The 26,133-nt window shown below is 57.2% G+C and carries 1 protein-coding gene; it reads right to left on the bottom strand.

Annotation, left to right across the window (positions count from 1 at the left end; all coding sequences use genetic code 11):
- Positions 1-26,133 (bottom strand): non-ribosomal peptide synthetase, encoded by a 26,133-nt coding sequence (locus B0F88_RS16685; RefSeq protein WP_104425077.1) that lies wholly within the window; start codon positions 26,131-26,133, stop codon positions 1-3.

Here is a 26,133-nt window from a genome sequence, read left to right as displayed (position 1 = left end):
TTAAATCGAAATGTTAAACAGCCTGTCTTGGGTGGTGAGCGTCAGCTCCTGCAAATGCAGACACGCCTTTCCATCCGCATCGTAGAACGTCATATCGTATTTTTGCTGATGCTCAATAGTACCGCCTTTACGCACCAGATGCAGTATAAGCTGATCCGGCAGCGCCCCGGACGCCGCTATCCGTTGCAGCGAAAACGGCAATAATGCCGATCCGTTCCAGCCGGAGCTGTTCCGGGCGAAAACCTGGACCAATCGCCATGCCACATTGATGAACAGCGGCTGGAACAGCATGCCCCTGATCTGATCGTTGGCATTTCCAGGCAGGCTCAGCGTCGCCAGCAGCTCCGTTCCGCTACAGTAAATATCGGCTATAGCTGCGGCAGCCTGATCCGCCGGAACGGTATCCGACTCCATCCGTTGCATTCCGGCCCGCAGCCGTGAAAAATCGATTGCTTCCGGCATCCGGTTAGTGGAACTGTCGATGATGACTTCGCCGAAGTGGTTGCAGGCTTCCTGCTGCCCGTCCATATCGATCGAATAAAGAATATCGCCATCTTGTTTGTGCAGGCTGACGACCAATGTCTGTTCGCCGCCCTGCCGATAAACCAGCGGCGTTCCCCAAACCATGTTTTTCAGCCCGGCAACCGGCTGCCCCGTTGCCTGTTCGGCCGCAAACCGGGCCATTTCAAGATAAAACAACGCCGGGATGAACTGCTGTTGCGCCTGCCGATAGCGCACCATATAACGCTCATCGCCGGTAAATGTAGAGGCAAACTGCTGTTTTTGCAGGCTGGAAATATTCCGGTGTACCAGCGGGTGCAGCCTGGCTTCAGGCGCTTCGACTGCAACCGGGGCCTGCTCAGGCTCCTCATCAATCCAGTAATGCTCTCTGGCAAAAGGATAGCCCGGCAAACTGACGCGCCGGGGTGTCGCCGGATACAGGTTGTGCCACGGGATGTCGTAACCCTGGCAATAAAAATCCGCCAGCGCCAGCAGCATGTCCCGGTATTCATCCGCCTTGTCCAACAACCCCGAGCCCTGCTCGGTAAGGTCCGTGATGTAATGGCTTATCGCTTTCTGGCCGGTAAATTCGCGGCTGACGACGCCGCGGCAACAATCGCCGCCGATCTCCCGATTAACCGCCCGGCTCCAGGTTTCAAGCGCATGCTGAACATCGGAAACCACGATCGCGCAGCGATGCTGGAAGTGATGCCGCCCCTGCAGCAAGGTGTAGCTGATGCTGTCCAGTCCCTGCCGAGCCGATTCAGGCTTTTGCAGATACGCGACCATTTGCCGGATTTGTTCCTGTAACGCAGACTCGGTTTTTGCCGAAACCGCCAGCAGGTAATACGGCGAGGATGCTGCCGCCAGCGGCGGTTCGGCGACATGATTTTGCAGCACCATATGCGCATTGGTGCCGCTCATGCCGAAAGCGCTGACCGCGCCGATACGCAGCTGTCCCGGCTGTTTGGTCCAGGCTTTTTTCCGTTTGTTGACATAGAACGGGCTTTCCCGCCAGCGGATATAATCGTTCTCCTGTTCGCAATGCAGGCTGGCCGGAATCGTTTCATATTTTAGCGCCTGGACAAGACTGATCAGGCTGACCAGACCGGATGCGGCAAAGGTGTGGCCGAAATTGCTTTTGGTTGAGGTCAGCGCGCAAAAGCCCTGCTTGTCCGTGCTGCCCTTAAACGCGTCGTACAGCGCGTTGATCTCGACCGGATCGCCCAGTTGGGTGCCGGTGCCGTGGGTCACAACGTAGTCAATATCCTCCGGTTGCAGGCGGGCTTTCCGATAAACATCGGCCAGCAGTTCGGTTTGTGACGCGCCGCTGGGCGCAGTGATGCCGTTGGTTTTGCCGTCATAATTAATGCCGCTGCCGCGGATCACGCCATGAATCGGATCGCCGTCGGCAAGCGCCCTGGACAGGCGTTTGAGCACGACGACCGCAACCGCTTCCCCCGGCACCATGCCGTTGGCGCGCTGGTCGAAAACGTAGCATTTCCCGTCCGGCGACAACATGCCGGCCTGCGTCATGCCGACATAGGCCGCCGGTGACACCATCAGGTTGACGCCCGCGGCAATCGCGGTATCGCATTCATTCTGGCGCAAACTCAGGCAGGCCTGGTGCGCCGCAACCAGCGACGAGGAACACGCGGTGTTGATCGCCATGATCGGGCCTTTCAAGTTCAGGAAATAAGCCAGCCGCGAGGCAAGAATGCCGTTATGCGTCGAAGTCAGGCTTACTTGCTTCAGCCGCCGCTGGTAATCGCTGCCGTCCTCGACGCCGACAAACATGCCGATTTTATAACGCGCTATCTGCTCGGGACCGTAACCTGCGTTTTCCAGCGCCAGCCATGACTCTTGCAGCAGGTGGCGCTGCCGGGGGTCCATCCGCTCCGCTTCCAGCGGCGAGATTTCAAAAAACAGCGGATCGAATTCGGCAATGCCCGGAATGCTGCCGCACCACTTGCTGTTGGTCTTCTCCGTATTACTGGCCGAATCGCCATAATATTTCCGCCAGTCGAAACGGTCGCCCGGAACCTCGTCAACCGCATCCCTGCCCTGCTCCAGAATTTGCCATAACTCATCGACATTGCGCGCCTTCGGGAATCGTCCGCTGATGCCGATAATCGCAATCGGCTCGTTGATGTCCGTCTCAGGCCGGTATGCCGGAGCGGCAGCCACGACTTGAATATCCGGCTTTGCGACGGTTTCGATAACGGAAGGCTGAGCCTGGGGTACATCGGCATCCGGCTCCCGATAAAACGCCTGCATCGCCTGCCGGTGCTCGGTGAAAAAATAAGCCGTCAGCTTCCGCAGCGTGGCGTAGCTGAAAAACACAGACGGCGTTATTTCAAGCGAATAATGGCGGCTTAAAGCTCTGGCGAATTCGGCCAGACTGATCGAGTCAAAGCCGAAATCCGCCAGGTTGCTGTCGGCATCGAGTTCATTGCGCTTGGTCTTGAGCAAATTGCAAATCTGTTCTTTTAAATCATGGTTGATGCATTGCTCGATGCTGAGTCCTTTCATTCCTGTGCGTCTGTCGCCGGTCGCAGTAAGGTCCGCAGCCAAGACAGGCTCGGATCTGACAGGGTTTGAATCGGTAGGATTCAGATCAATGATACGCCGGATTCGTTCCGCTTGTCCGGCCAGCACCAAAAACTGGGTTTTGTCCTGCGCCAGCAGCTGCTCGAAAAGCCTGACGCCTTCATTCGATTCCAGACTGCGTTGCCCGCTGTATTTAAGATAGAACCGGGTTTGCTCGCTGTCGCCGACCTGCAAACCGCCGTCCCGCCACAGCGGCCAGTTGATAACGATGGTTTTACCGGGATAGCGGCTGTTCCGGTAGTGCGCATACGCTGTTTGGAACCGGTTGCCCAGCGCATAGTCGCAGGAGCCGAAATCGCCCAGAATCGCCGATGACGAGGAAAAATAGCAAACAAAATCCGGCGTCTGCGTTGCCAGCACGCTATCCAGCACCTCTGTACCTACCATCTTGGCATCCAGCACCCGCTGGAAATCCGCAGGTTTCGTTTCCAGCACCGTGGCCGCACCGCTGATACCGGCGATATGCAACACGCCGTTAATATCGCCGAAACGCTGCTGTGCCTGTTCGATACCCGCCTGCATGGCCGCAAAATCGGCCACATCGGCCTGCACATAGAGCACATGCGCACCGTAGCTTTCCAGCCTTTGCAAATTGCTTAGTTTTTCCGCATCCGGTGCAGAGCGGCCGGTCAGAACCAGATTGGCCGCATAGTTCCTGGCCAGATGCTCGGCAAAGATCATGCCCAGACCGCCGCAGCCGCCGGTAATCAGGTAAGTGCCGCCCTGTTTCAGCAGGCTGCCTTCGGACGGCTGCAAATCAACCGGCTGCACCTTAGCCGTATAGCGGGTTTGTTGCCGATAACATGCGCTACGCAGCTGCGATGCTTGCAGCTCCGCCCAGAGTGTCCGCATCCAGTCCTGCATCGGAACGTTCCGGCTCTGTGAATCAGCCTCCCGGAAAATAACCGCCACTTGCGTATCCGGCAACACCAGCCCTAAAGAGCGTTCAAAAGCAATCCACGCATCCAAGTAGCAGCGCTCCAGCGCATCGGCATACGCGCCTGACAGAATCAGTTTCCGGGGTTTGAGCCCTGCCGCGGCCATTGCCTGCAACAGGTGCAACACATAGGATGCATTCCTTACGCAACGCGGATCTTCCAGCGGCCATAAATAAAGAACCGCATCCACCTCGCCCTCAGCGCCGCGAATCAAGTTAAACGCCTGGACATAGGTCTCGGCGTTATCGGCGTCGATCCGGTAGCGTCCCTCGGAAACCAGAGCCGCACCGATGCCCCGCTCAACAAAGAGCACTCGGGTTTGGGGACAGAGTTGATGAGTCTGCTCGACAATGGCTTGCTGATTCTGTTGTCCCGAAACGAAACACAGCAATGTTTTAATTGAGTCGGCAGATCCGTTTGTCAGCGGCGATTCGGACCAGACCTCTTCAAAAGTCAGCAAATCGCCGGTCTGATCTGCCTGTGCAGCCTCTTCCAGAGGCTGCGCTTGGCTGCTTTCGGTTTCCGTAACAGGTTCCCCAGCCGGTATCCAATAACGCTCACGGGCAAATGGGTAAGTCGGCAGGCCGATGCGCGCCGGTTTGCAGCCGCTGTACAGCCTGAGCCAGTCAAACTCAAGCCCGTTAACCCAGGCCGCCAGCAGCTTGTCGACTTTGCCTTTTTCAATCCAGGCATCGAAAGTGACGGCCATATCTTCGTCGTCCGAAAACACCGTCATCCCGTCATCGTAAGGTTTGGCCTGCCCCCTGTGAATGCCTTCAACCGGTGTCGGCTGTTCGATAAAGGCCTGCAACTTTTGCTCCAGCTGATCAAGCGAGGCGGCCTGAAAAGCCAAGCGATGCGGCATGGCTTCGCGGCCTACTTGCAGCGTATAGGCCATATCGCGCAAGTTAACGGATTGTTGCTCGTTGCGGACGAATTGCAACAGCCTGTCCGCGTAATCGCGCAGACGCTGTTCGTTTTTCGCCGACAGGACAATCAATACCGGTGAGTCGCCGGTTACCGGCTCGCTACGCTGCCCGGCGTTGCCCTGATACTCTTCGATAATGACGTGGGCATTGGAACCGCCGACGCCAAAGCTGCTGACGCCTGCCCGTCTGGGCAACGGATTCCCGTTTTGATCGCTCGGCTGTTTCCAGTCACGGGTTTCGCGGGCCAGATAAAAAGGCGTCCCGTCCAGTTGCAGATACGGATTCGGCGTCTGCAAATGCGGGTTGCCCGGTATCATTCGGTGTTTCAGCATCAACAGCACCTTAATGATGCCCGCAGCGCCGGACGCCGCTTCCAGGTGGCCGACATTGGCTTTGACCGAGTTCAGTCCGCAATAGGCTTGCGCCGGTACGGTCAGTCCCCGGCGCTGATACAATTCGGCGAACGCGGCTTTCAGGCCGTTGACCTCGACCGGATCGCCGAGCACGGTGCCGGTGCCATGGGCTTCTATATAGCTGACAGTGCGGGGATCGATCCCGGCGCGGCTGTAGACATCGACCAGCAGCTGTTTTTGCGCGGCCGCATTGGGCGCGGTAGGCGAAGCCGACCGGCCGCCGTGGTTCTCGCCGCTGCCCCGGATCAGGCCGTATATCCTGTCGTTATCGGCAATGGCCTTATGCAGCGGTTTCAACAGCAGCACCGCAACGCCTTCGCTGCGCACGTAGCCGTTGGCCTTCTGATCGAAAGTCATGCAGCGCCCGTCCTCGCTCAACATGCCCGCCTGACTGGACGCAATGGTAAGCCTCGGACTGCCCAGAACGTTGACGCCGCCGGCCAGCGCGATGTCGCAGTTGCCCTGTCTGATGCTCTCGATCGCCCTGTTGACCGCTATCAGCGAACTGGAACAGGCCGTGTCTATCACTTCGCTGGGACCGTGAAAATTGAACCAGTAGGACACGCGATTGGCGATCATGAACGGAAACGGCTCGGTCAGCGACCGGATCGTTCCTTTGAGTCTGGCTTCGCACCATAAATCCTTGTAATCGGCTGTCGCGACGCCGGCGAAAACCCCGGTTTTGCTGCCGGCCAATGCGCCGGCCGGATAACCTGCGTCCTCCAGCGTCGCCCATACGGTTTCCAGGAACAGCCTGAATTGCGGATCCAGCGCCTCGGCTTCGACCGGCGAGATGCCGAAAAAGCGGGCGTCGAAGCAGTCGGCATCGGCAATGAAACCGCCCCATTTGACTTTGGTTTTGCCGGGCTGCTGGTGCGGGTCGCCGTATATTTCACGCCAGTCCCAGCGCTGTTTCGGCACCTCGGTAATCAAATCCCGGTTAGCCTGCAACTGCCGCCAGAAATCATCCAGATCGGTAGCGCCGGGGAATTTTCCGCCAATCCCGATCACCGCAATCGCGTCGGTATCGACAACAGGCGCGCTGCTTGCAGCCGGTGCCGCTTCCTGCAACCGGAAACGTCCCGGCTGTGCGACTTTCGGCTCCGCGACCTCTACAACCGGCTGCTGCCTGTCCAAACCGTATTTTTTCAACAACGCCTGCTGATGATGGCGTATCAAATAACCGGCCAGCGCGGCCAGATCCGGGATTTCGAAAAACAGCGTCGGCATCAATGACAGCGCATAAGCCTTGTTCAGCGCGTTCGCGAATTCGGTAAAGCTGATCGAATCAAAACCATAGGCCGACAAATCGCGCGATAGGGCGATTTTTTCGGGCCGGATACGCTGAACTTCGGCGACCAGCCGAATTAGTTCGGCGGACACCGATTGCGTCAGTTGCTGTTGCCTGTCGCCATTATCGCCCTTGTCTACGACAGGCTGACTGCATTCAACGGAATCGTGCCTGAAAGTTTCCGCAACCGCCTGCGGCTTGTCCAACGCGTATTTTTTCAACAACGCGGGCTGATGATGGCTTATCAGATAACCGGCCAGCGCAGCCAGATCCGGGATTTCAAAAAACAGCGTCGGCATCAATGACAGCGCGTAAACCTTGTTCAACGTGTTGGCGAATTCGGTAAAGCTGATCGAATCAAAACCATAGGCGGACAAATCGCGCGACAAGGCGATTTTTTCGGGCCGGATACGCTGAACTTCGGCGACTATTTTGATCAATTCGGCAGACACCGATTGCATCAGTTTCTGTTGCAGGCCTTCATTACCGCTATCTGCGGCAAGCCCGGTTTCGACAGCATCATATTTGAACGCAAGCAGCTTGTTACGGATGCCGACCTTATCGCCATAGGCGACCAGCACCTGCGCATAGCCGCCGGACAAACTTTGCTCCAGCGCGCGCACGCCTGATCCGGTATCCATTGCCGCCATGCCGGTGGCCTGCCGCATCAGCACTTCGTTTTGCCGCCCCATCTGCATGCCGCCGTCCTGCCATAGCGGCCAGTTCAGCGACAGCGTTTTTCCGGCGCATTTGCCTTGCCGCACTTGGTCGTTGCGGTACTGTGCAAAGCCGTCCAAAAAGGCGTTGGCCCCGGCATAATCGGCCTGCCCCGGATTGCCCAGAGCCCCGGCAATGGATGAAAACAGCACCATGTAGTCGAGCGGCAGATGCCGTGTTGCAGCATCCAATGCCAAAATGCCTGCAATCTTCGGACGCAGCACGCGCCCGATCTGGTCATCGGTTTTGTTGACGATGTAGTCGTCCTCGATAACCCCGGCGCTGTGAATGATTCCGTTCAGCCGGCCGTAATGCTGTTCTATGCGCTTCAACGCGTCCGTGACGGATTCGGTTTGTGCTATATCGGCCTGCAGGTAAATCAGCTCCGCACCTTGCTGTTTCAAGGCGTTGATGAACTGTTCGCTGCCTGTATCAAGTTCCGAACGTCCGCTAAGCACCAGCCGGGCTTTCCTGTCCACGCCCAGATAACGGGCCAGCAAACGCCCGACGCCGCCCAGGCCGCCGGTAATCCAGATCACATCGCCGGGCTTGAACACCGGGCTCTGCGCGCCGCTGTCCGGCAGGTTGACTTCGGTCAATGTCCTGACCTGTCTTTGCCCGTCGCTGCCGTAACGGATTTCGACATCGCCGCGGATTGAGTCGATTTCCGCAGACAGCCGGCTGACAAACCGCATGATAGCCTCATCATCGGCCAATTGATAACCAACGGTTTTTGCCGCAATCCGGGGATGTTCAAGCCGGACTGTTTTCAGCAGCCCGCTCAAGCCGCCGTACAGCGCCGCCTGCTCACTGTGCGGAATCAGCAATAACAACGGCTGGATACCGCCGGATTTTTCGTTGATGATTTGCCGGCAGCGTCTAAACAGTTGCAGGAAACAGCGTTCAAAGCCTGTCGCAAGATCTTCGCCCAAGGCAGGCATGATTTCAATCTGGGCCGTCGGCCATTTTGCCTGCAATGCTTTATGCAGCGCATCCTGGTGTTCAGTCAGGATAAAAACCGGCGCTGCCGTCCGAACCGGCTGAACCGGCTCGGACAACGGTTGATCCCGCCATTCCGGCGTTGCAAACACCAGTTCGTCATCCTGCTGCGCAAACACGGTGGTAAAGCCTTGCAGCGACGCCAAGCGCAAGCCTTGGCTATCGAGCAGGTCAATGTCGACAGTCTCAATGTTGCCGGATTGTCCTGCCTCGCTGTGTCTGCGCACATACGCATAAATCTGCTGCGGAAGCGGCCGGTAAATGCGCAATTGATCCATACTGAACGGCATCGGCAACGCCGCTCCGGGCCGTCCGGTCAGCGTCCACACCACGCCGGTTAATATCGCCCCGTTCAACAGGCTCGGATGCAGAACATAATCTGCTTGGCCGGGTTTCAGTTCGTCCGGCAGTTCAAGCCGAGCCAACGCTTCCCGGTCGTTATAGCGCAGGTGGTCGATGCTCAGTAAAGCGGGACCATGCGTGGAATCAAGCAATCGGTCGCATTGCTCTTTGCTCAGCAATGACGCGCAACGGGATTGAATGGCTTCAATGTCAAATTCAGCGCTGGTTTCCGGTGCGGCCGAGTCAGTTATTATTTTCCCCTGACAATGGATGCTGTCGCCGTCACCCTGCCGTGTAGTAATCGAGAAACCGTCAGGCGTCAGCCGCGTTATCAGGCCGCTGCCCTGCTCATTGACCAGCATCGGTTTGGGCCAGACGATATGGCTTAGCCCGTAAATGCTGCCGTCACCGCAATGCGCTGCCGCCCTCGCCATTTCCAGATACACCGCTCCCGGCAACATGCCGCTGTGATCCCTCAGGAAAAACTCGTTGCCGGAAAAACGCGTGACAAACCGCTGTCCATCGGCATCCTGCGAATGCAGCAGCGGATGGGGTGCGGCACGACCGGTATCTTCGCCGTCAACAGGAGGGATTCGATCCCCGGACAATACCCTGGAGGTAAAACCCAGCATACGCACGCATACTTCGCCCTGTTCGGTGCATAAATCAATATCGAGCTTGTGCAACTCATCGCCTACCGCAGGCATTGCAGAAGCGCGTATCCAGGTCCACATGACCGGCCGGCATTGAGCGAAGACTTCCAGCGACTCCAGCGCAAACGGCAGCAACACCGGCCGCTGGCCGGACTCGCCCGTCCGCCCGGCCAACGCCAGCGCGATTGTCGCTTGCAGCGCGGAATCCATGATCGCCGGATGCAGCGCGTACAATTCTGCGGTATCGGCGACAACATCCGGCACAACCAGTTTAGCCAGCACCTGGTTACGCCCGGTATAAACGCTCTGCAAGCCTTTTTGCGCCGGGCCGTAACAGACGCCTGCCGACTCCAGCGCCGCGTAGCATAAATCAGCCGTCACGCCGGTTTGGTCGATGCCGTCCCGCAAGGCGGACAAGTCCAGAGGTTCCGGTTTCTTTGGCGCTTCGGCAAGCGCCACGCCCTGATTATGCAGCTGCGCCTGTCCTGAGCTTATCCGATAACCGATCGAACCGTTTGCTTCCGCGTTCAGGCTGATTTCAACCTCTACCGCCCCGTCCGTTACCGCGAGCGGCTTGGTCCAGATGATATTGTTAAGTCTTAGCGCATGAAACTGCTGCTCGTGGCCCAACGCATAGCTGACCGCCGCCCTGGCCATTTCCAGATAGGCGACGCCGGGCAGCAGTTTTTGTCCCTGAACGATATGGTCGGACAGGAAAAACTCGGCACCGGTAAAAGTTGCCTGAAAGCGTTGCTGATAAAGCGTGGAGGTATTGCGCTGCACCAGCGGATGCAACTGCGCATTGGTATGAACCACGCGTTCCGGCCCGGAAATGGTGCCGGAAACTTCGTTCGGCTTCCAGTAACGCTCGCGTGCAAACGGATAGCTCGGCAAATGAATCCGGCGGGCCTTGCTGTCCCGGCGCAACTTCAGCCAGTCTATTTCAGCACCCTGAACCCAGGACGCCGCCAGATTGTCCAGCGCGCCATCGGCAAGCCACTGGGAAGTTTCAGTTTCATGTTGACTGCGGTCTTTCTTGTTACGCTTCGGTTCGACATAGCCGGTCCACAGCTTTCCGCCGTCAGCATCATTGTTCAAAAATGCAGCCAGCGCGCCGGTTAATTCGGTAAGGCTGCGAACCACGAATGCAACGCGCTGTTCCATTGCTTCGCGCCCGCTCTGCAAGGTATAGGCGATGTCAGCCAGCGACACAGCCTCGCCGCTGAACCGGCCCTCGATTGACTGTTTGACAAAGTTGTTCAGATTGGCCGCCATCTCAGTCAGCCGGGCTTCGTCTTTCGCCGACAATACAATCAATTCAGGCCATGCACTGTCGCTATGGCCCGGTTCTGCGTTGCCGCCGACAAATTCTTCGACAACCAGATGAACATTGGTGCCGCCGTGACCGAAAGAATTCATCGCCGCCATCAACGGCTTGCCGTTGGTCGAGCGCCATTCCGACTGTTGCGTACTCGGATAAAACGCCGACCGTTCAAAGTCGATCAGCGGATTAAGCCGTTTAAAATGCCTCAGCCCCGGCTGCTTATGATGTTTTAACGACAGCAACAGGCTAATCAGCCCGGTCACGCCGGAGTTTGACGAGGTGTGCCCGATATGCGACTTGGCGCTGCCTATCGCGCAATAATGCGTCTTATCGGTAAACTCCCTGAAAGCCCGCGCCAGCGCATTGGCTTCGATCGGATCGCCCAGCTGGGTACCGGTGCCGTGCGTTTCGATATAGCTGATCCGTTCCGGGTCTATGTTGTAGCGCCGGTAGACGTCGGCAATCAATTGCTGCTGAGCGATGCCGTTTGGCGCGGTAATGCCGTTGCTGGCGCCGTCCTGATTAATGCCTGAGCCCCGTATGACGCCGTAGATGGCGTCGCCGTCGGCGAGCGCCTGATCCAGGCGTTTCAAAGCCACCATGCCGACGCCTTCCGACATCACCATGCCGTCGGCGTCGGCGTCAAACGCAAAGCAGCGTCCTTTGTGGGTCAGCATGTCGGTCTGCGCCAAGCCAACCAGGATAGTCTGTCCCATCACCGCAAAAACGCCGCCGGACAGCGCAAGATCGGACTCGTGGTTGCGCAGGCTTTCGCAGGCCAGATGCAGCGCCACGCCGGACGACGAACAACCGGTATTGACGACAAAGGCCGGGCCCTTCAAATTCAGGAAATAAGACAGCCTCGATGCGACGATGGCTTCGGACGCGCCGGTAAAGGTTTCATGCACATAGCCGGTCGGCTCGGAGCCGACAAAAATCCCGGTTCGGCTGTCCGCCAGCGATTTCGGGTTATAACCGGCGTCTTCCAGCGCTTTCCAGCTTTCCTGCAAGATCAGGCGCTGGTGCGGGTTCATCGACTCCGCTTCCCGTGGCGAAATATTGAAGAACATCGGATCGAAGCAGTCCCGTCCTTCCAGAACCCCGCCCCATTTACAATAGCTTTTACCGGGCTGTTTTTCGGGACTGTAACGCTGCTCGCCCAGATAATGCTCCGGCAGTTCAGTCACCGGATCGACGCCTGAAATCATGTTCCGCCAAAACTCATCGACATTTTTCGCGCCGGGAAACTGTCCCGACATGCCGATCACGGCGATACCGTCCATCTGTAGCGAGTCTCGCCCCTGCCGGGCTGGCGGCTGCGGCGCAGGCTCCGGTTCAACCGTCCGTGTGAGCACGCAATGCAAAGGCGTCGAGGCTTGCGCCGGTACTGCCGCCGGTTTGCGCATTTCTGCGGCGTCTGCCGGACTGGTTTCAACGCGGATACTGTGCCGGTTGTCCGCGATGATGTGTCCGGTCAGGCGTTCGACCGTCGCATAATCGAACAGGATCGTGGTGTTCATCGACAGGGACAGCGCATTATTGAGCTGCTGGATAAAGCCGACCCCTAGTATCGAATCGATACCGTAGTCAGAGAACGGCACATCCGGCTCGATCATGTCCCGACTTATGCTCAATGCTGACGCCAGGCTATCCAGAATCAGGCTTTGCACCGTTTCGGCCGCATCCGGCTTGTTTTCTGTTTCAGGCTGGACGACATCAACGGATTGCACTTCTGCCGCTACCGGCTCGGCAACCGCTTCAGCCTGAGCGGGTTGTTTTTGAATCCGGCCTTGATCTGCAACTTGCTGCCTGATCATGCCGTCGCTGTCCGCGACGATAATCTGCTGTCCCAGCGCATGATCGGCTTCGGCCGGAAACAATACCGACCTGAACCCTTCCTGATGCAGCAATGTCCGCCAGCTTTCAGGAAACAGTCCGGGGCTTCCGGGGATGCGCAAATGCCCGTCCTCAGCCAACGACCAGCCGTCGATCAAGCCGAACAATACCGACGCGAATACGGTCTTGTCGCTGATCTCGTTCAAGACCAGAATGCCGTTGCCGCGCAATGCCGCTTTGGCGTTGCGCAAGGTATTGCGCATGCTTCGGGTCGCATGCAGCACGTTGGTCGCGATGGCTATATCGTAACTGCCGACGGCGATGTCCTGCTGGGCCAGCGGCTGCTCGATATTGCACAATTTGTAGCTTAGGTACGGATATTCCGTGCCGTAACGCAGTTTGGCATGGTTAAAAAACGACCTGGACATATCGGTATAGCAATATTCGTCTATGTACTGCCGCAACGGATTCAGGTGCGGCAACACCGTCGATGTGGTGCCGCCGGTTCCGGCGCCGATCTCGATAATCCGTATCCTGGCTGCCGGGTCGTCGTTGATGCGTTGCCTGATATAGGTCTCGGCCACTCCGGCGACAACGTCATTGAAGTAATCGCAGACTCGGTTGTTTTTGTACAGGCCCTCGATCTTGTCCATGGAGCCGTTGGGGAACAGCACATCGGTTACCAGCGTTGTGCCGCGCAACACCTCCGGCAACTGGCTTAGACAGTCGTCGACCAGCACCGCCAGGGTACGGGTTTCCGGCTGGTTCAGGTAATGTTGCTTTTGGGTTTTCCAGTCCCGCCACACTTGTTGTTGCGACTCGCATCCGGCGTTTTCGTCCGGCACAAAGCAGCCGCCTTCGATACGCAGATAGCCCTGTTGTTGCAGGATGTTCAGGCTCTCCTGCCACCAGCGGTCGTATTTATCGAGGATACCCGCCCGCTTGCGCATTGCCTCGGGATCGTCCCGGCGGCCCGGCTGGAAAAGCCCCATCGCCTGCAATTGCACAAACAGCAGTTTTACGATCCAGTCGTTAAGCTGTCCGGTGCTCGGGTTTTCCTCCGGCGCGGCCTGTACCGGACGATAAGTTTCAATACTGTCCATGCAGGAGGGGAATTTGTCGCTCGCACACGCCGTCCATTCATCGCTAGCGAAAGTTTCTATCAACTCCGGCTTGCCGGTCCGGGTCACGGCCAGCTGCCGCATCGGCCCGCCCAGCAGGATTTTCAACGCCGCCAAGCCTTGCGCGGCGTCGATCGGTTGCACGCCGCGCTGTTCGACCAGGTTTTTCAGCGCGCCGGAAACGCGCGTACCGCCGCCGACATCCCAGTAGCCCCAATTGATGACCTTGACCGCGCAAGCCCATTCATGGGCCAGCTGCCGGGCGAATGCGTCATTAAACACGCAGGCCGATGCGTAAGCACTCATGCCTCCGCTTCTGCCGAATGCAACCATCGATGAAAAAAACACGACAAAATCCAGCGGTTCGTCCTGGAACAACTGCACGGCCCGCACATTGACATCGAGCTTGACCGACAAAATATCGCGGAACAAGTCCTCCGGCATTTGCGCCAGGCTCTGATCGTATTCGCCCAGCGTCGATACAATCAGGCCGTGAATGTTGCCGTGGCGCTGCTTGATCTGCCGGTAAGCCTCTCGCATCGCTTCAGGGTCGCGGGCGTCGGCCTGGATATATTCCGGCGTAGCGCCGTATTCGGCCAAGGCGTCCAGTTTGGCCTGAATCGCGGCATCCTTTTCGGACCTGCCCAGCCAGATAATGCTGGCCTGATAATCCCGGATCATCGCCCTGCTCCAGGTTTCGCCGAGCCCTCCGGCTCCGCCGATCACGACATAAACCCCTTGCTGGCGGTAGACGTCCGCACTAGCCGCAGCATCGCGCAGCGGCGCCAGCTTTTGTTGCAGCCAGTCCTGGCCGCGCCGGGCATAACTTTCCCCCTGCGGATGCGGCGGCAATCGCCACATTCTCGCTACCGGCCAATCGGCTTCGGCGGCCACATCCAGCGCTCTTAGCTTCCATGTCGGATATTCCTTAGCCATGCTGCCGGCCAGCCCGTGAACGGCGGCGTGAACCGGGTTAACTCTGTCCCGGTCGCAAACCGCCAACGCCTGCGTGGTAATCACTGTCAGCCCCAAGTCGGCATCGGCATAACCCGAAGCCAGCAAGGCTTTGACCAGCCGGAACAATTGCATAACCCCGTCTTGCTGCGCGTTGATGATTTGCTCGTCGGTAACCGCCTGCAATTCGCAATGCGGCGCAATCCAGACGATATGATCCAGTCGTTCCAACTGCTGCAACTGCTCAGTTGTCGCCTGTATGTCTTGCCCCGGCGCTATGGCCAGATCGATTGCACTGTTGTACTGCTCGCGGACCGCCTGTTTTTGCCGGTCGGTGCCGCCGACAATCGCCAGCCTTGATGTGGCGGACGGGAATACTGCGCAGTCTTGCGGCGTCAGCGCATCCCACACCGGGCGCATCATGATCAATTCGGCCTGTTGCGCGGCAACCTCGCCGGAATCATCCGCGCTTGTCGCCGGTGCCTGTAGGTTGTCGGCGTTAACGTCCAGCCAATAACGCTGCTTGGCGAACGGATAGACCGGCAAGTGAATGCGCTGCGGTTTTTTATCCTGATAAAGTTTAGCCCAATCGACAGCCAGTCCTTTGACCCAGAAATCGAGCAGCTTGGCGTATTTGCCCCGAGCGATCCATTTATCGACCGTATCCTGGAACTCTTCGTCATCGGCCAGCGCGACGAATGCGTCTTTGTTGCGCTGAATCTTGCCGCGGCAGACATCCGCTATGTCGTCTTTGGCGTCGAGAAATTCGGCCAGTTTATGCTTAAGCTCCGCTATCGAAGACACCACCAAGCCCAACCGCTCATCCAGGGCTTCGCGCCCGACCTGCAAGGTGTAAGCGATATTATGCAGATCCGCTTCGTTTTCGTTCAGGAAGCCGAGTAAATTGGTAACAACCTGATTCAGCCGTTCGTCGGTTTTTGCCGACAACACAATGACCGCCCGAGACTCCGGCCTGATGATCGCCGGCATCGGCCGGACATCCGGCTGTATGTATTCCTCGATCACCAGATGGGCGTTTGAGCCGCCCGCTCCGAATGAAGAAAGACCGGCTCTTCTTGGGAATTCGCGGGTTTCGTTGTCAATCGTCAGCGTTGGCCGCCGCCAGTCGGCAAGCTGCTGCTGAACGGTAAAAGGCGTGGACGCAAAATCGATATTCGGGTTTAACTGCCGCGCATGCAGGCTGGGCGCAATTTGGCCATGCCGCATTTGCAGTATGATTTTGCTTAACCCGGCCATGCCCGCAGCTGCTTCCAGATGGCCCATATTGGACTTGACCGAACCCAGCGCGCAGAACCCGGTCTCGTTTGTGTAATGACGGAACGCCTCGGTCAATCCGGTCATCTCGATCGGGTCGCCCAGCTCCGTGCCGGTGCCGTGCGCTTCCATATAGCTGATTGTTCGCGCGTCAACGCCCGCTTTTTGCAGCGTGTCTCTGATCAGCTCGGCCTGCGCATTGGGGTTGGGTACGGTGTAGCCGTTAGTTTTGCCGCCGTGATTGACGCTGCTGCCGCGGATGATCGCATGAATGGGGTCGCCGTCCTTTATCGCCTGAGACAGCCGTTTCAGCAGCACCGCACCGACGCCCTCGCCCGGTACGAATCCGTTGCCGCCTTTGCCGAAACTTTTGCATTGTCCGTCTCTGGACAGCATATACACCGAGCACAGGCCGACATAAGTCGACGGATGCAGGTATAAATTCACCCCGCCGGCAATCGCCATGTCGCAATCGCCGTGGCGGATATGCTGGCAGGCTTCATGGATCGCCGTTAATGCCGATGAGCACATGGTGTCAATCGGCATGCTGGGGCCGTGCAGGTTCAGGCAATAGGAAATGCGATTGGCGACCGAGCTGAATGACGTATGCGGGAATACGATACGGCCTTGCCGCCATAGCTCAGGGCCGTACAAATCGAAGCCGGTTTTGGTGATACCGGTAAAAACGCCGACATTCTGCCGCAAGGTTTCCCGCGTATAACCGGCGTCTTCCAAAGCCTGCCAAGCGCATTGCAAAAACAGGCGCTCCTGCGGGTCGATCGTCAGCGCTTCGCGCGGGGAAATATTGAAAAACAGCGGATCGAAATCGGCAAAACTGTCGAGAAAGCCGCCCCACTTGCTGTAGCTCTTGCCTGAAGCCACCGCATGTTTCGGATCGGCGTCGAAAAAATTCTGCATCGGCCAACGATCCGGCGGAATCTCGCTGATGCAATCCTTGCCCGTTTTCAGGTTTTCCCAAAAAGCTTCCAGCGTGTCGGCCTGCGGATAACGGCCGCTAATGCCGATAATGGCGATTGGCTCTTGTACTGTGGACGACTGCATTGAAGCGTCCCAATTTACCCCTTCTCCCTCAGGGAGAAGGTTGGGATGAGGGGATTTAAATAGGTTTTGTTTCTTATTCTGATTTCCCCTCACCCAACCCTCTCCCTCTGGAGAGGGCTTTTCGCGTAACTCAGCAATATTGCGCTCAACCGACCTTTCGGCTGTTGTCACGCTTTGTCCCGTCCAGGCCAGACAGGCGTCGGGATAATCGGCAGCCAGATAGCCCGCCAACGCATCCACTGTCTGGTATTGATAAAACAAAGTCTTGGAAATATTACCGAAAACCTTTTCCAGTTTTTGATTCAGCTGGGTGATCGCAATCGAATCGATGCCGTATTTTTCCATCGGTTCGTGTGCTTGAATGCGTTCCGAAGGCATCCTGACGGTTTCCGACAGCAGGTGTTTCAATTGTTGCACGGTGTTTTGCCGGAGCGTGCCGCTGTCGACTGTTACGCTTAAATCCGCTGTCTTCGGCGCAACCTCAATTCGCGATTGCCCGGCAGCCAGCAAGCGTTGGATTGAGGCTGCATCACCCTCCAGTACCAGCGTCTGCGCCCGACCTGAGGCCAAGCTCCGGTATAGAGCCTGAATGCCGGCTTCGCTCCGCATCGGAACAAGCCCGGTCGCCTGCCGCATCGACTGCTCTGCGGCAGTATCGATGCGCATGCCGCCATGTTGCCAGAGCGGCCAATCGATCGCCAGGGTATGACCCCGGCGCTGTTTCGCGGCCACCTGCTCATTGCGATAATGGGCAAAGGCGTCCATAAAGGCGTTGGCCGCGCAATAATCGGCCTGTCCTGCGCTGCCCAGTACCGCCGCTGCCGACGAAAACAAGACAAAAAAGTCCAGTTCGAGATCGCGCGCGGCACTGTCCAGATTCACGGTACCGGCAACTTTGGCGGCAAGCACCGCTTCAAACTCCGCTGCCGACTTATTCAGGATAAAGTTGTCCTGAATAACGCCTGCGCCATGCAGGATGCCGTCAATCGTTCCAAACTGCCGGATAATATCCGCAATCAATGCGTCAACATCCTGCTCACAGCTGACATCGGCCTGTTCGCAGACAACGGTAATGCCTTTTGTTCTGAGCGTCTCAAGCCGTTGCAGTTGCCGCGCCGTCAATTCCGACCGGTTAACCAGAACCAGCGTCGCCTGTTGTACTTGCCTTGCGATTTCCTCGGCAAATACTAGACCTAAGCCCCCGGCACCGCCGGTAAGCAGGTAAACGCCGCGCTCTTTCCACGGCAGATCAAGCCCTGTTTCATCGCTTGCCAGGGTTTCCCAATCAATGATCGTGCGCTGCGGCTGGTAACGGATATAACTGTCATCCGGGCAAAAACTGTTCTCCGTCAGTTTCACCGCCAGAGACTCTGCGCTATTGTCGGAGCCGGTAACAATAAGCTGGGCAATCATTTTCGGATTTTCCAGCCTGGCGGTTTTCAGCAGCCCGGACAGGCCGGCATAGAGCTGCTGTTCTCCGTCCCCGGCCAGCACAACCTGAATCAGCGTGTTCTGGGCATTGTCCGCGGCAAGCCGTTTAATGACGTCGAAAACCTGCATACAGACCGATTGATACCGCTGCGCCGGTGTAGTGCCGGTCGGCTGCAACTCAATACAATCAGAGCCTTGCATCCGCGTTTGAAGGACGGTTCGAACCGTCGCATCCAAGCCGTAATGCATGACCAGATGCCGACCGTAAACCGGCGGTTTTATCGTGGTGTCGGCTGTTTTCTGTTTCCATAGCGGGTGTGCAATCAGCTCCGCATTGGCTGCATCGGCCTGTACAAAGGGAGTCGATTTGGAATTCCGGCTATCGCCCGGCGTTGCTTCGACCCAGTAGCGTTCCTCCGCAAACGGATAGGTCGGCAGACTGATACGGCGGCACGCACTGTCCCGATGCAACAACGACCAGTCAAAATCCAGACCGCTTGCCCAGGCTCTGGCGACTTTATCCAGACGGCCGCGCGCCAGCCATAGGGAAACCAGATCATTACCGTCCTCATGATCGACCGGAAGCGCTGTCGCGTCACCGGCTGATTTGGCTTGTCCCTGAAAGCAGTCTTCGATCGCGGCAGCGCCCGCAGTAAACCGCTTCAGTTTACCGGCCAGTTCGCTGATCCCGGCAACCCGGAACGCAACCCGCCAGGACATGGCCTCCCGTCCTAATTGCAGGGTAAAAGCCAGATCTTGTAGCCTGACTTGCAGAGTATCAAGCTCTGTCTCAATAGTCTGCAACAACTTGGCGGCATAGGTCTTTAGCTGCGCTTCGGTTTTGGCCGACAGCACTATGACCTGATCACCTTGAGCAGGTTCCTGCGGCGTAGCGATGTCGCGTCTTGTCGATAGCGACCGATATTCCTCGAGTATCGCATGCGCATTGGTTCCGCCGATGCCGAACGAACTTAGCGCCGCGCGGCGCGGCTCGCTACCGTTTGGCCATTTGGTCAGCTTGTCGACTACGCGAAAAGCGGAAGATGTAAAGTCGATCTCCGGGTTTGGGGTTTTGTAGTTGATCGACGGCGGAATTTCACCCTGCTGCAAACTGAGCGCAACCTTGATGACGCCGGCCAGTCCGGCTGCGGTATCCAGATGGCCGATATTAGGTTTAACCGAACCGATGCCGCAGAACTGTTTTTTTGCCGTGTAGCGTTGATAAACCTCGTTCAAGGCCATCACTTCGACCGGGTCGCCCAGTTTGGTGCCGGTTCCGTGCGCTTCGACATAGCCGATAGTTTCGGGATTAACGCCGGTGGCGTTCAGCACCTTTTGAATCACATCGGCCTGCCCCTTGACGCTCGGCACATAAAAACCCGCCTTATCCGAACCGTCATTATTGACCGCAATGCCGCGTACCAGCGCATAGATATGGTCGCCGTCCTCGATCGCATCGATGGCTTTTTTGACCATCACCACCGCCACACCTTCGCCGCCGACCAGCCCGTCGGCGGACGCATCGAAGGCCTTGCAGTGGCCGTCGCTGGAAAAGTTCATGCCGGGCTGGTAAACATGGCCCGCGCCCGGTATCGGAAACAAGGTTGCGCCGCCGATCAAGGCATATTTAGCCTCATTCAACTGCAAGCTCTGGTTGGCAAGATACAAGCCGACCAGCGACGACGAACAGTTCGAATGCACCGAAAAACTCGGCCCTTTCAGCCCCAGTTGATAGGAAATCATGGTTGGAATGGTTCCGCCCTGCCCGGCAATCCATGCGGCATACTCGTCCGCGGCGTCTACGGCCCCGGAATTATGCAGCAGCGTTTTATAAAAACTGTTGCTGGCCGACATGAACACCGCTGTCTCGGGAATTTCCCCGGCAACATACCCGGCATCCTCGATCGCCTGCCAGGAATGCTGCAACAGCATCCTAAATTGCGGGTCCATGAAGGCGGCGTTCTTAGGGGAAATATTGAAAAAACCCGGATCGAACAGGTCCTTTCCTTCCATGCTGTATTGCAGCGGGACAAAGTTCGGGTTGTTGATCAATTCTTCGGCAATGCCCGCGTTACGCAGTTCATCGACGGAAAGCAGCGTCGAACTTTCCTTGCCTTGGCGTAAATTCCGCCAGAATTGCATCGGGTTTTTAGCGCCCGGCAAATGACAGGACATGCCGATAATCGCCAGACTGTGCTGATAGTAATCCGGGTAGGTTCTGACATCTGTAGCAATGCGCGGTTTACTTGCAGTTGAAAACAGGCTCAAATTTGGCGATGCCTGTTTCACGGCAGGAGAAACGGTTTCGCGCCCTCCGGCCTTGCCGATGAACAAGCTGATGTCCTGCACGGTCGGATACTTAAACAAATCCGGCGCGCTGAATTTAACATCAAACGCCTCGCTGATCCGTTGCGCCAACATCACCGACAACACCGAATTGCCGCCCAGCTCAAAAAAGCCGTCGGTAACGCCGATGGTCCCGATATTCAGCAATGCCTGCCAGATAGCCAACACCGTCCGTTCTATTTCCGACTGCGGAGGAATGTAGCTGTCCTTGCGCTCGATAACCGGTTCCCGCGCCGCCAGCGCGTTGCGATCCGTTTTGCCGTTAGCCATTAACGGAATTTCCGGAACCGCAACAAAGATTGCCGGAACCATGTAGTCCGGCAATTGTTCGGCCAGATAATTCTGCAATTGCGCCTGCGACAGCTCCTGATCCGAATGCTTTACATAATAAGCGACCAGTTGCTTGCCGCCCTGCTGTTCACGGGCGACAACCACGCTCTGCCGGATTTCCGGGTGCCGGTTAAGCCAGCTTTCTATTTCGCCGAGCTCTATGCGATAACCGCGAATTTTGACTTGATGATCCAAACGCCCCAGATGCTCCAGCACGCCGTCCTCGCGCCGGCGCGCCAAATCGCCGGTGCGGTACAGCCTGCTGCCCGGTTTGAACGGGTTATCGATGAATTTTTCCGCGGTCAGCCCCGGATTGTTCAGGTAACCTTTAGCCAAGCCGTCGCCGCCGATGCAGAGCTCGCCGGGCAGGCCTATCGGCGCCACCCGGTTGTTGTGATCGACAATATAGACCTGCGTATTGGCGATGGGCTTGCCGATATTGATCGGCTCGTCTTTGCTAATTCGGGCAACGGTCGACCAGATGGTCGTTTCGGTAGGCCCGTACATGTTCCAGGCCTCGCTGCCGCCGGCGGCAAATTGCTGTTTTAACGCTTGCGGCAAAGGCTCTCCGCCGCACAATATTTTAACGCCCTGTTCATTACGCCAGCCGCCGTGAAACAGCAGGGTCCAGGTGGACGGCGTGGCCTGAATGACTGTGGGTTGCAGCCGTTTTATCTCCTGTTGCAGACGGGCGCTGTCGTTCAGTTTGTCCGACGCGCAAATACAGCAGCATCCGCCGCGCACCAGAGGCAGCAACAGTTCCAGCGCGGCAATATCGAAACAGTAGGTGGTGACCGCCAACAGCCTGTCACCGGCTTGGAAACCGGGCTCTTTCGCCATTGACAGCAGGAAATTGGTCAGCGACCGGTGCCGGATCATGACGCCTTTGGGAACGCCGGTGCTGCCCGATGTATAAATCACATAGGCCAGATGATCCGCATCCGCCTGCCGGCGCAAATCAACATGCTGCGCCTGACGCTCAATGCCGTCCCATTGGCTGTCCAGAGCAAGCACCGGAATGTCGGCTCGACCGGCTTTGACCGCAATATCGTGCAGCTGTTGTCGGAAATCCGCCTGCGTCAGCACCATCGATGCCTGACTGTCCTGCAACATAAAGCCCAGCCGGTCGGCCGGATAGCGCGGATCCATTGGCAGCCAGGCCGCACCGGATTTAGCGACGCCCAGCAGGGCGACCATCATGTCAACGGAGCGGTCAACGCAAACGGCCACCAGCCGATCCGGCTCCACCCCGGCCTGTTGCAGGTATTTGGCCAGCTGCGTACTTTTTTGATCCAGCTCGGCGTAGCTGAGTTGCTGCTGTTCGAAAACAACCGCGACCGCATTCGGCGTCAGCCGGGCCTGTTGCTCGAATAATTGATGAAAGCACTGCTGCGCCGGGTAGTCTGCTGCGGTGTTGTTCCAGTCATCGATCAACAATTTTTGTTCTTGGTCGGCCAGCATGCCGAGTTCGGCCGGCACTGGCTGCGGATGGGCAATGGCTTGTCCGGCCAGGTTGACCAGATGCTCCGCCAGTCTGGCGATGGTCGACGGCTTGAATAAGGTCGGGTTATATTTCAGGTTCAGCGCAAAGTCGTCCTTGCCTTCCCTGACTTCAAGGACCAGTTCGTACTCCCCTTCCTGGGCGATTTTTTCAATCAGCGTTATCGACAGGACATCCTGGAACTGCCGCTGAAAGGTCTGTAAGTCGCCTGCGGAGAACACGTTTTGATATTCGAACGCAACCTGAAAAACCGGCGCAAAGTCTTCGGTCGGCGCAATACCCAAGTCACTGACCAGCACCGGAAAAGGATAGGCGGCATGATCCAGCGCATCGGTCATGGTCAGCTGTAAGTCACGGATCAGGGCGGCGAACGGTTTTTGCCCCAGATCCCGGCTCCGTATCGGCAGCATATTGATGAAATACCCGACCGCGTTATCGAAACGCTCCTGCGAGCGCCCTTTTTCCGGCATGCCGATAATGATGTCGTCCTGGCCGGTATAGCGATGCAGCAGTACGTTAAACAGCGCCAAAAACAGCGTGGACAGGTTCATCCGCTGTTGCCGGGCAAATGTCCTGATCTGTCCGCTCAACGCCGAATCAAGCCGGATTGAATGCGTCCGTCCCTCGAAACGGCTGCTTGCGGCGCGGGGATAATCGGTAAACAGGTTCAGGCCCGGCAGTGTGCCCGATAACTGCTGCATCCAGTAAGCGCGATGCTGTTGGCCTTCCGCGCCGGACAGCATTTTCCGCTCCCATTGCACAAAGTCGGGGTAATGGTCGATAGCTTCGGCCAATGTTGGCGTCTTCCCTTGCGAAATTTGTTGATACGCGTTCAGCAATGTGCCGACCACAGGCAGGAACGAGCCGCCGTCGAAAACGATATGATGCAGCGTCAGCAACAGGTAATTGTCATCCGGGCCGCGGCTGAACAAATGGAAGCGCAGCAAAGGGCCGGAGTCCAGTTCAAACGGAATCCTGGCTATTGTCCTGATGTGTTCCAGCAACTGCTCGGGGTCCAGTGCTGAAACATCCTGCTGTTCCATTATCGATACAGGCGCCAATACCGGTTCTGTACGGGTTTCCCGGATCAGTTCTCTATCCTGTGAGACGAACGCGCTGGCTAGTATAGGGTATTGCTCCAGCAAAAAACGGCAGGCTTGTTTTAAGGCCCCCACATCAACCGGCTGCGCGATCTGAAAGCACAGCGGGATATTGTAGGCGCTCATATCCGGGACCAGCTTTTGCAAGGTCCACAAGCCTTTCTGGCCTTCAGAAAGCGGGAATCTCTCTGTTTGCCCGGTTGCCTGTTGAGACTGCTCCGGGACTGCCGGACTGCCCGCGACCGGCTGATCCGGCTGCCGGTTTAACTGCCGCCCAAGATAGTGAGCCAAGGCATGTATGGTCGGGTATTCCAGCATATCCCTGCCCTGCACTTCGAGATCAAATGTGCGCGCCAGACCGCGCAACAATTTCATGCCGATAATTGAATCGATGCCGAAATCGTAAAGATGTTGTTCGGGGTTAACTTTCTCCGGCGGCAGTTGCAACGCTTCGCCGAGCATTGAAACCAGGTAGTCCCTGATCCTGTGTTCTGCTGTTTGCCTGTCGTCAGCACAAACCGATGTATCTGCGGTATTGTCTGTGCGTATCCAGTACTGCTGTTTGTCGAACGGATAAACGGGCAGCCGCACACGGCGAGCATTTTTACCGCTGTACAAAGACGCCCATGATACGGAACCGCCATTCACCCAATAGGCAGCCAGCGCATGCAGGTTGTCCCCGGTCAGCGGGTGGGAGCGGCCGGCCGTGGCGTCTTTCGCCTGCCCCTGATAAACATGTCCGCCGCTGGTTTCAGCGGCGCTGCCGAGATATTTCTTCAAGCCGCTAACCAGTTCGTGCTGCGACTGCACGACCCAGGCGATACGGTGCTCCAATGCGTCCCGGCCAACCTGCAGGGTAAAGGCGATATCGCTAAGACTTGCCGGCTGGCCGTCTTGAACTAGAAATTGATAAAGCTGTCCGACCATTGCGGTTAAGCAAGGCGCGCTTTTTGCCGATAATACGATCAGCACCGGTGACTCTTCTTGGTTCACCTGCCCATCTACACGGGCGTCCCGGCTAGCATCTTTGTTTTGTTGGCTACGATCATATTCCTCTATTAATAAATGCGCGTTAATCCCGCCCATGCCGTAACAATGCACACCCGCCAGCCGGGCGACATTTGTCCGCGGCCACGCTGCCGTTTCTGTCGCCAGTGTGCAGGGCTGGTTTTCCCTGTCCATGTCAGGATGATAGTCGGTGAAATTGACAATCTTGTGGATGACGCCGGTCTGCATGCTGCGCACGACCTTGAACAGAGCCCCCAAAGCCGATGCCGACTCCATATGCCCCATCATCGGCTTGACCGTGCTGATCTTGCACATGCCGGGCGCAAGCGAAACCTGCTGTTGCCGCGCCATTTCCTTCAGCGCACGGTTAAATGCCTGCCATTCGGCCAGGTCGGCCAGGACGTTGCCCATGCCCTGCGCCTCGATATAACGCACCTGCCGCGGGTCGATATTGACTTGCCGGTAACAGGTTTTAATCAGTTCAACATGGCTGTCGGTATTGGGCGCGGCAATCGACGCGCCGCCCTGGCCGTTATAGTTGACAGCGGTATTCTTGATCAGCGCGTAAATCGAATCCTTATCGGCAAGCGCCTTGGACAGCGGCTTCAGCAACAGGCTTGCAACGCCTTCCGCGCGCAAGTGTCCCTGCGCATGCAAACCGAATGAATTGACCGAATCAGTGGGACTTAACTGCCCGGAATCCGACAACAACGCAAAAGGCTCCGGCCTTAATAACAGATTGGCAGCGCCTACCAGCGCCTGATCTATTTCTCCGCTGCGTAAGGCACTGACGGCGCGGTGTATTGCGACGGCGGCTCCGGGGCATTGGGCATCGACGACTTCGCTGGCCCCGCGAAAATCGAAGAAATAGGAAATCCGGTTTGCCAGCAGGCAGGTTTGCGCGTACCACTCCCCGGTATCGACTCCTGCATCTTTGAGCAGTTGCAGATACTCGTTATCCTGTATTGCAACGAATACGCCGGTTTTGCTTTGTTTCAGGGATTCCGGCGCGTATCCGGCATCGGCAAATGTCTGATACGCCGACATCAGCAACAAACGTTGCCGAGGGTCCATCGTGACGGCTTCACCGGGCAGAATATTGAAAAAAGCCGGATCGAACCCGGCAATGTCGGGAATGAAGCCACCCCATTTACTCCGGCTTTCCCCCGCCTTTTTACCGGTCGGATCGTAAAATTTTCGCCAGTCAAAGCGGCTGGACGGAATCTCCTCGATTAATGAAACATCCTGATCCAGCAAGCGCCAGAACTCGTCAACCGAGTTGCTTTTCGGGAAAAAGCCGGATAATCCTATGATCGCAATCGGCTCAGGAAGACCGGTATGGACAGGCGCTTGTTCTTGGCTCTGCATACATTTAGCGGCCGGTTGAGTACCGGCGGAGCTTGCTTTTAGTATCGCTTCCTCAATTTCTTTTAATTCTTGTACGGTATTCAT

Source organism: Methylobacter tundripaludum (genome assembly GCF_002934365.1).
GTDB classification, from domain to species: Bacteria; Pseudomonadota; Gammaproteobacteria; order Methylococcales; family Methylomonadaceae; genus Methylobacter_A; species Methylobacter_A tundripaludum_A.
This window is presented reverse-complemented; position numbering and strand designations above follow the sequence as displayed.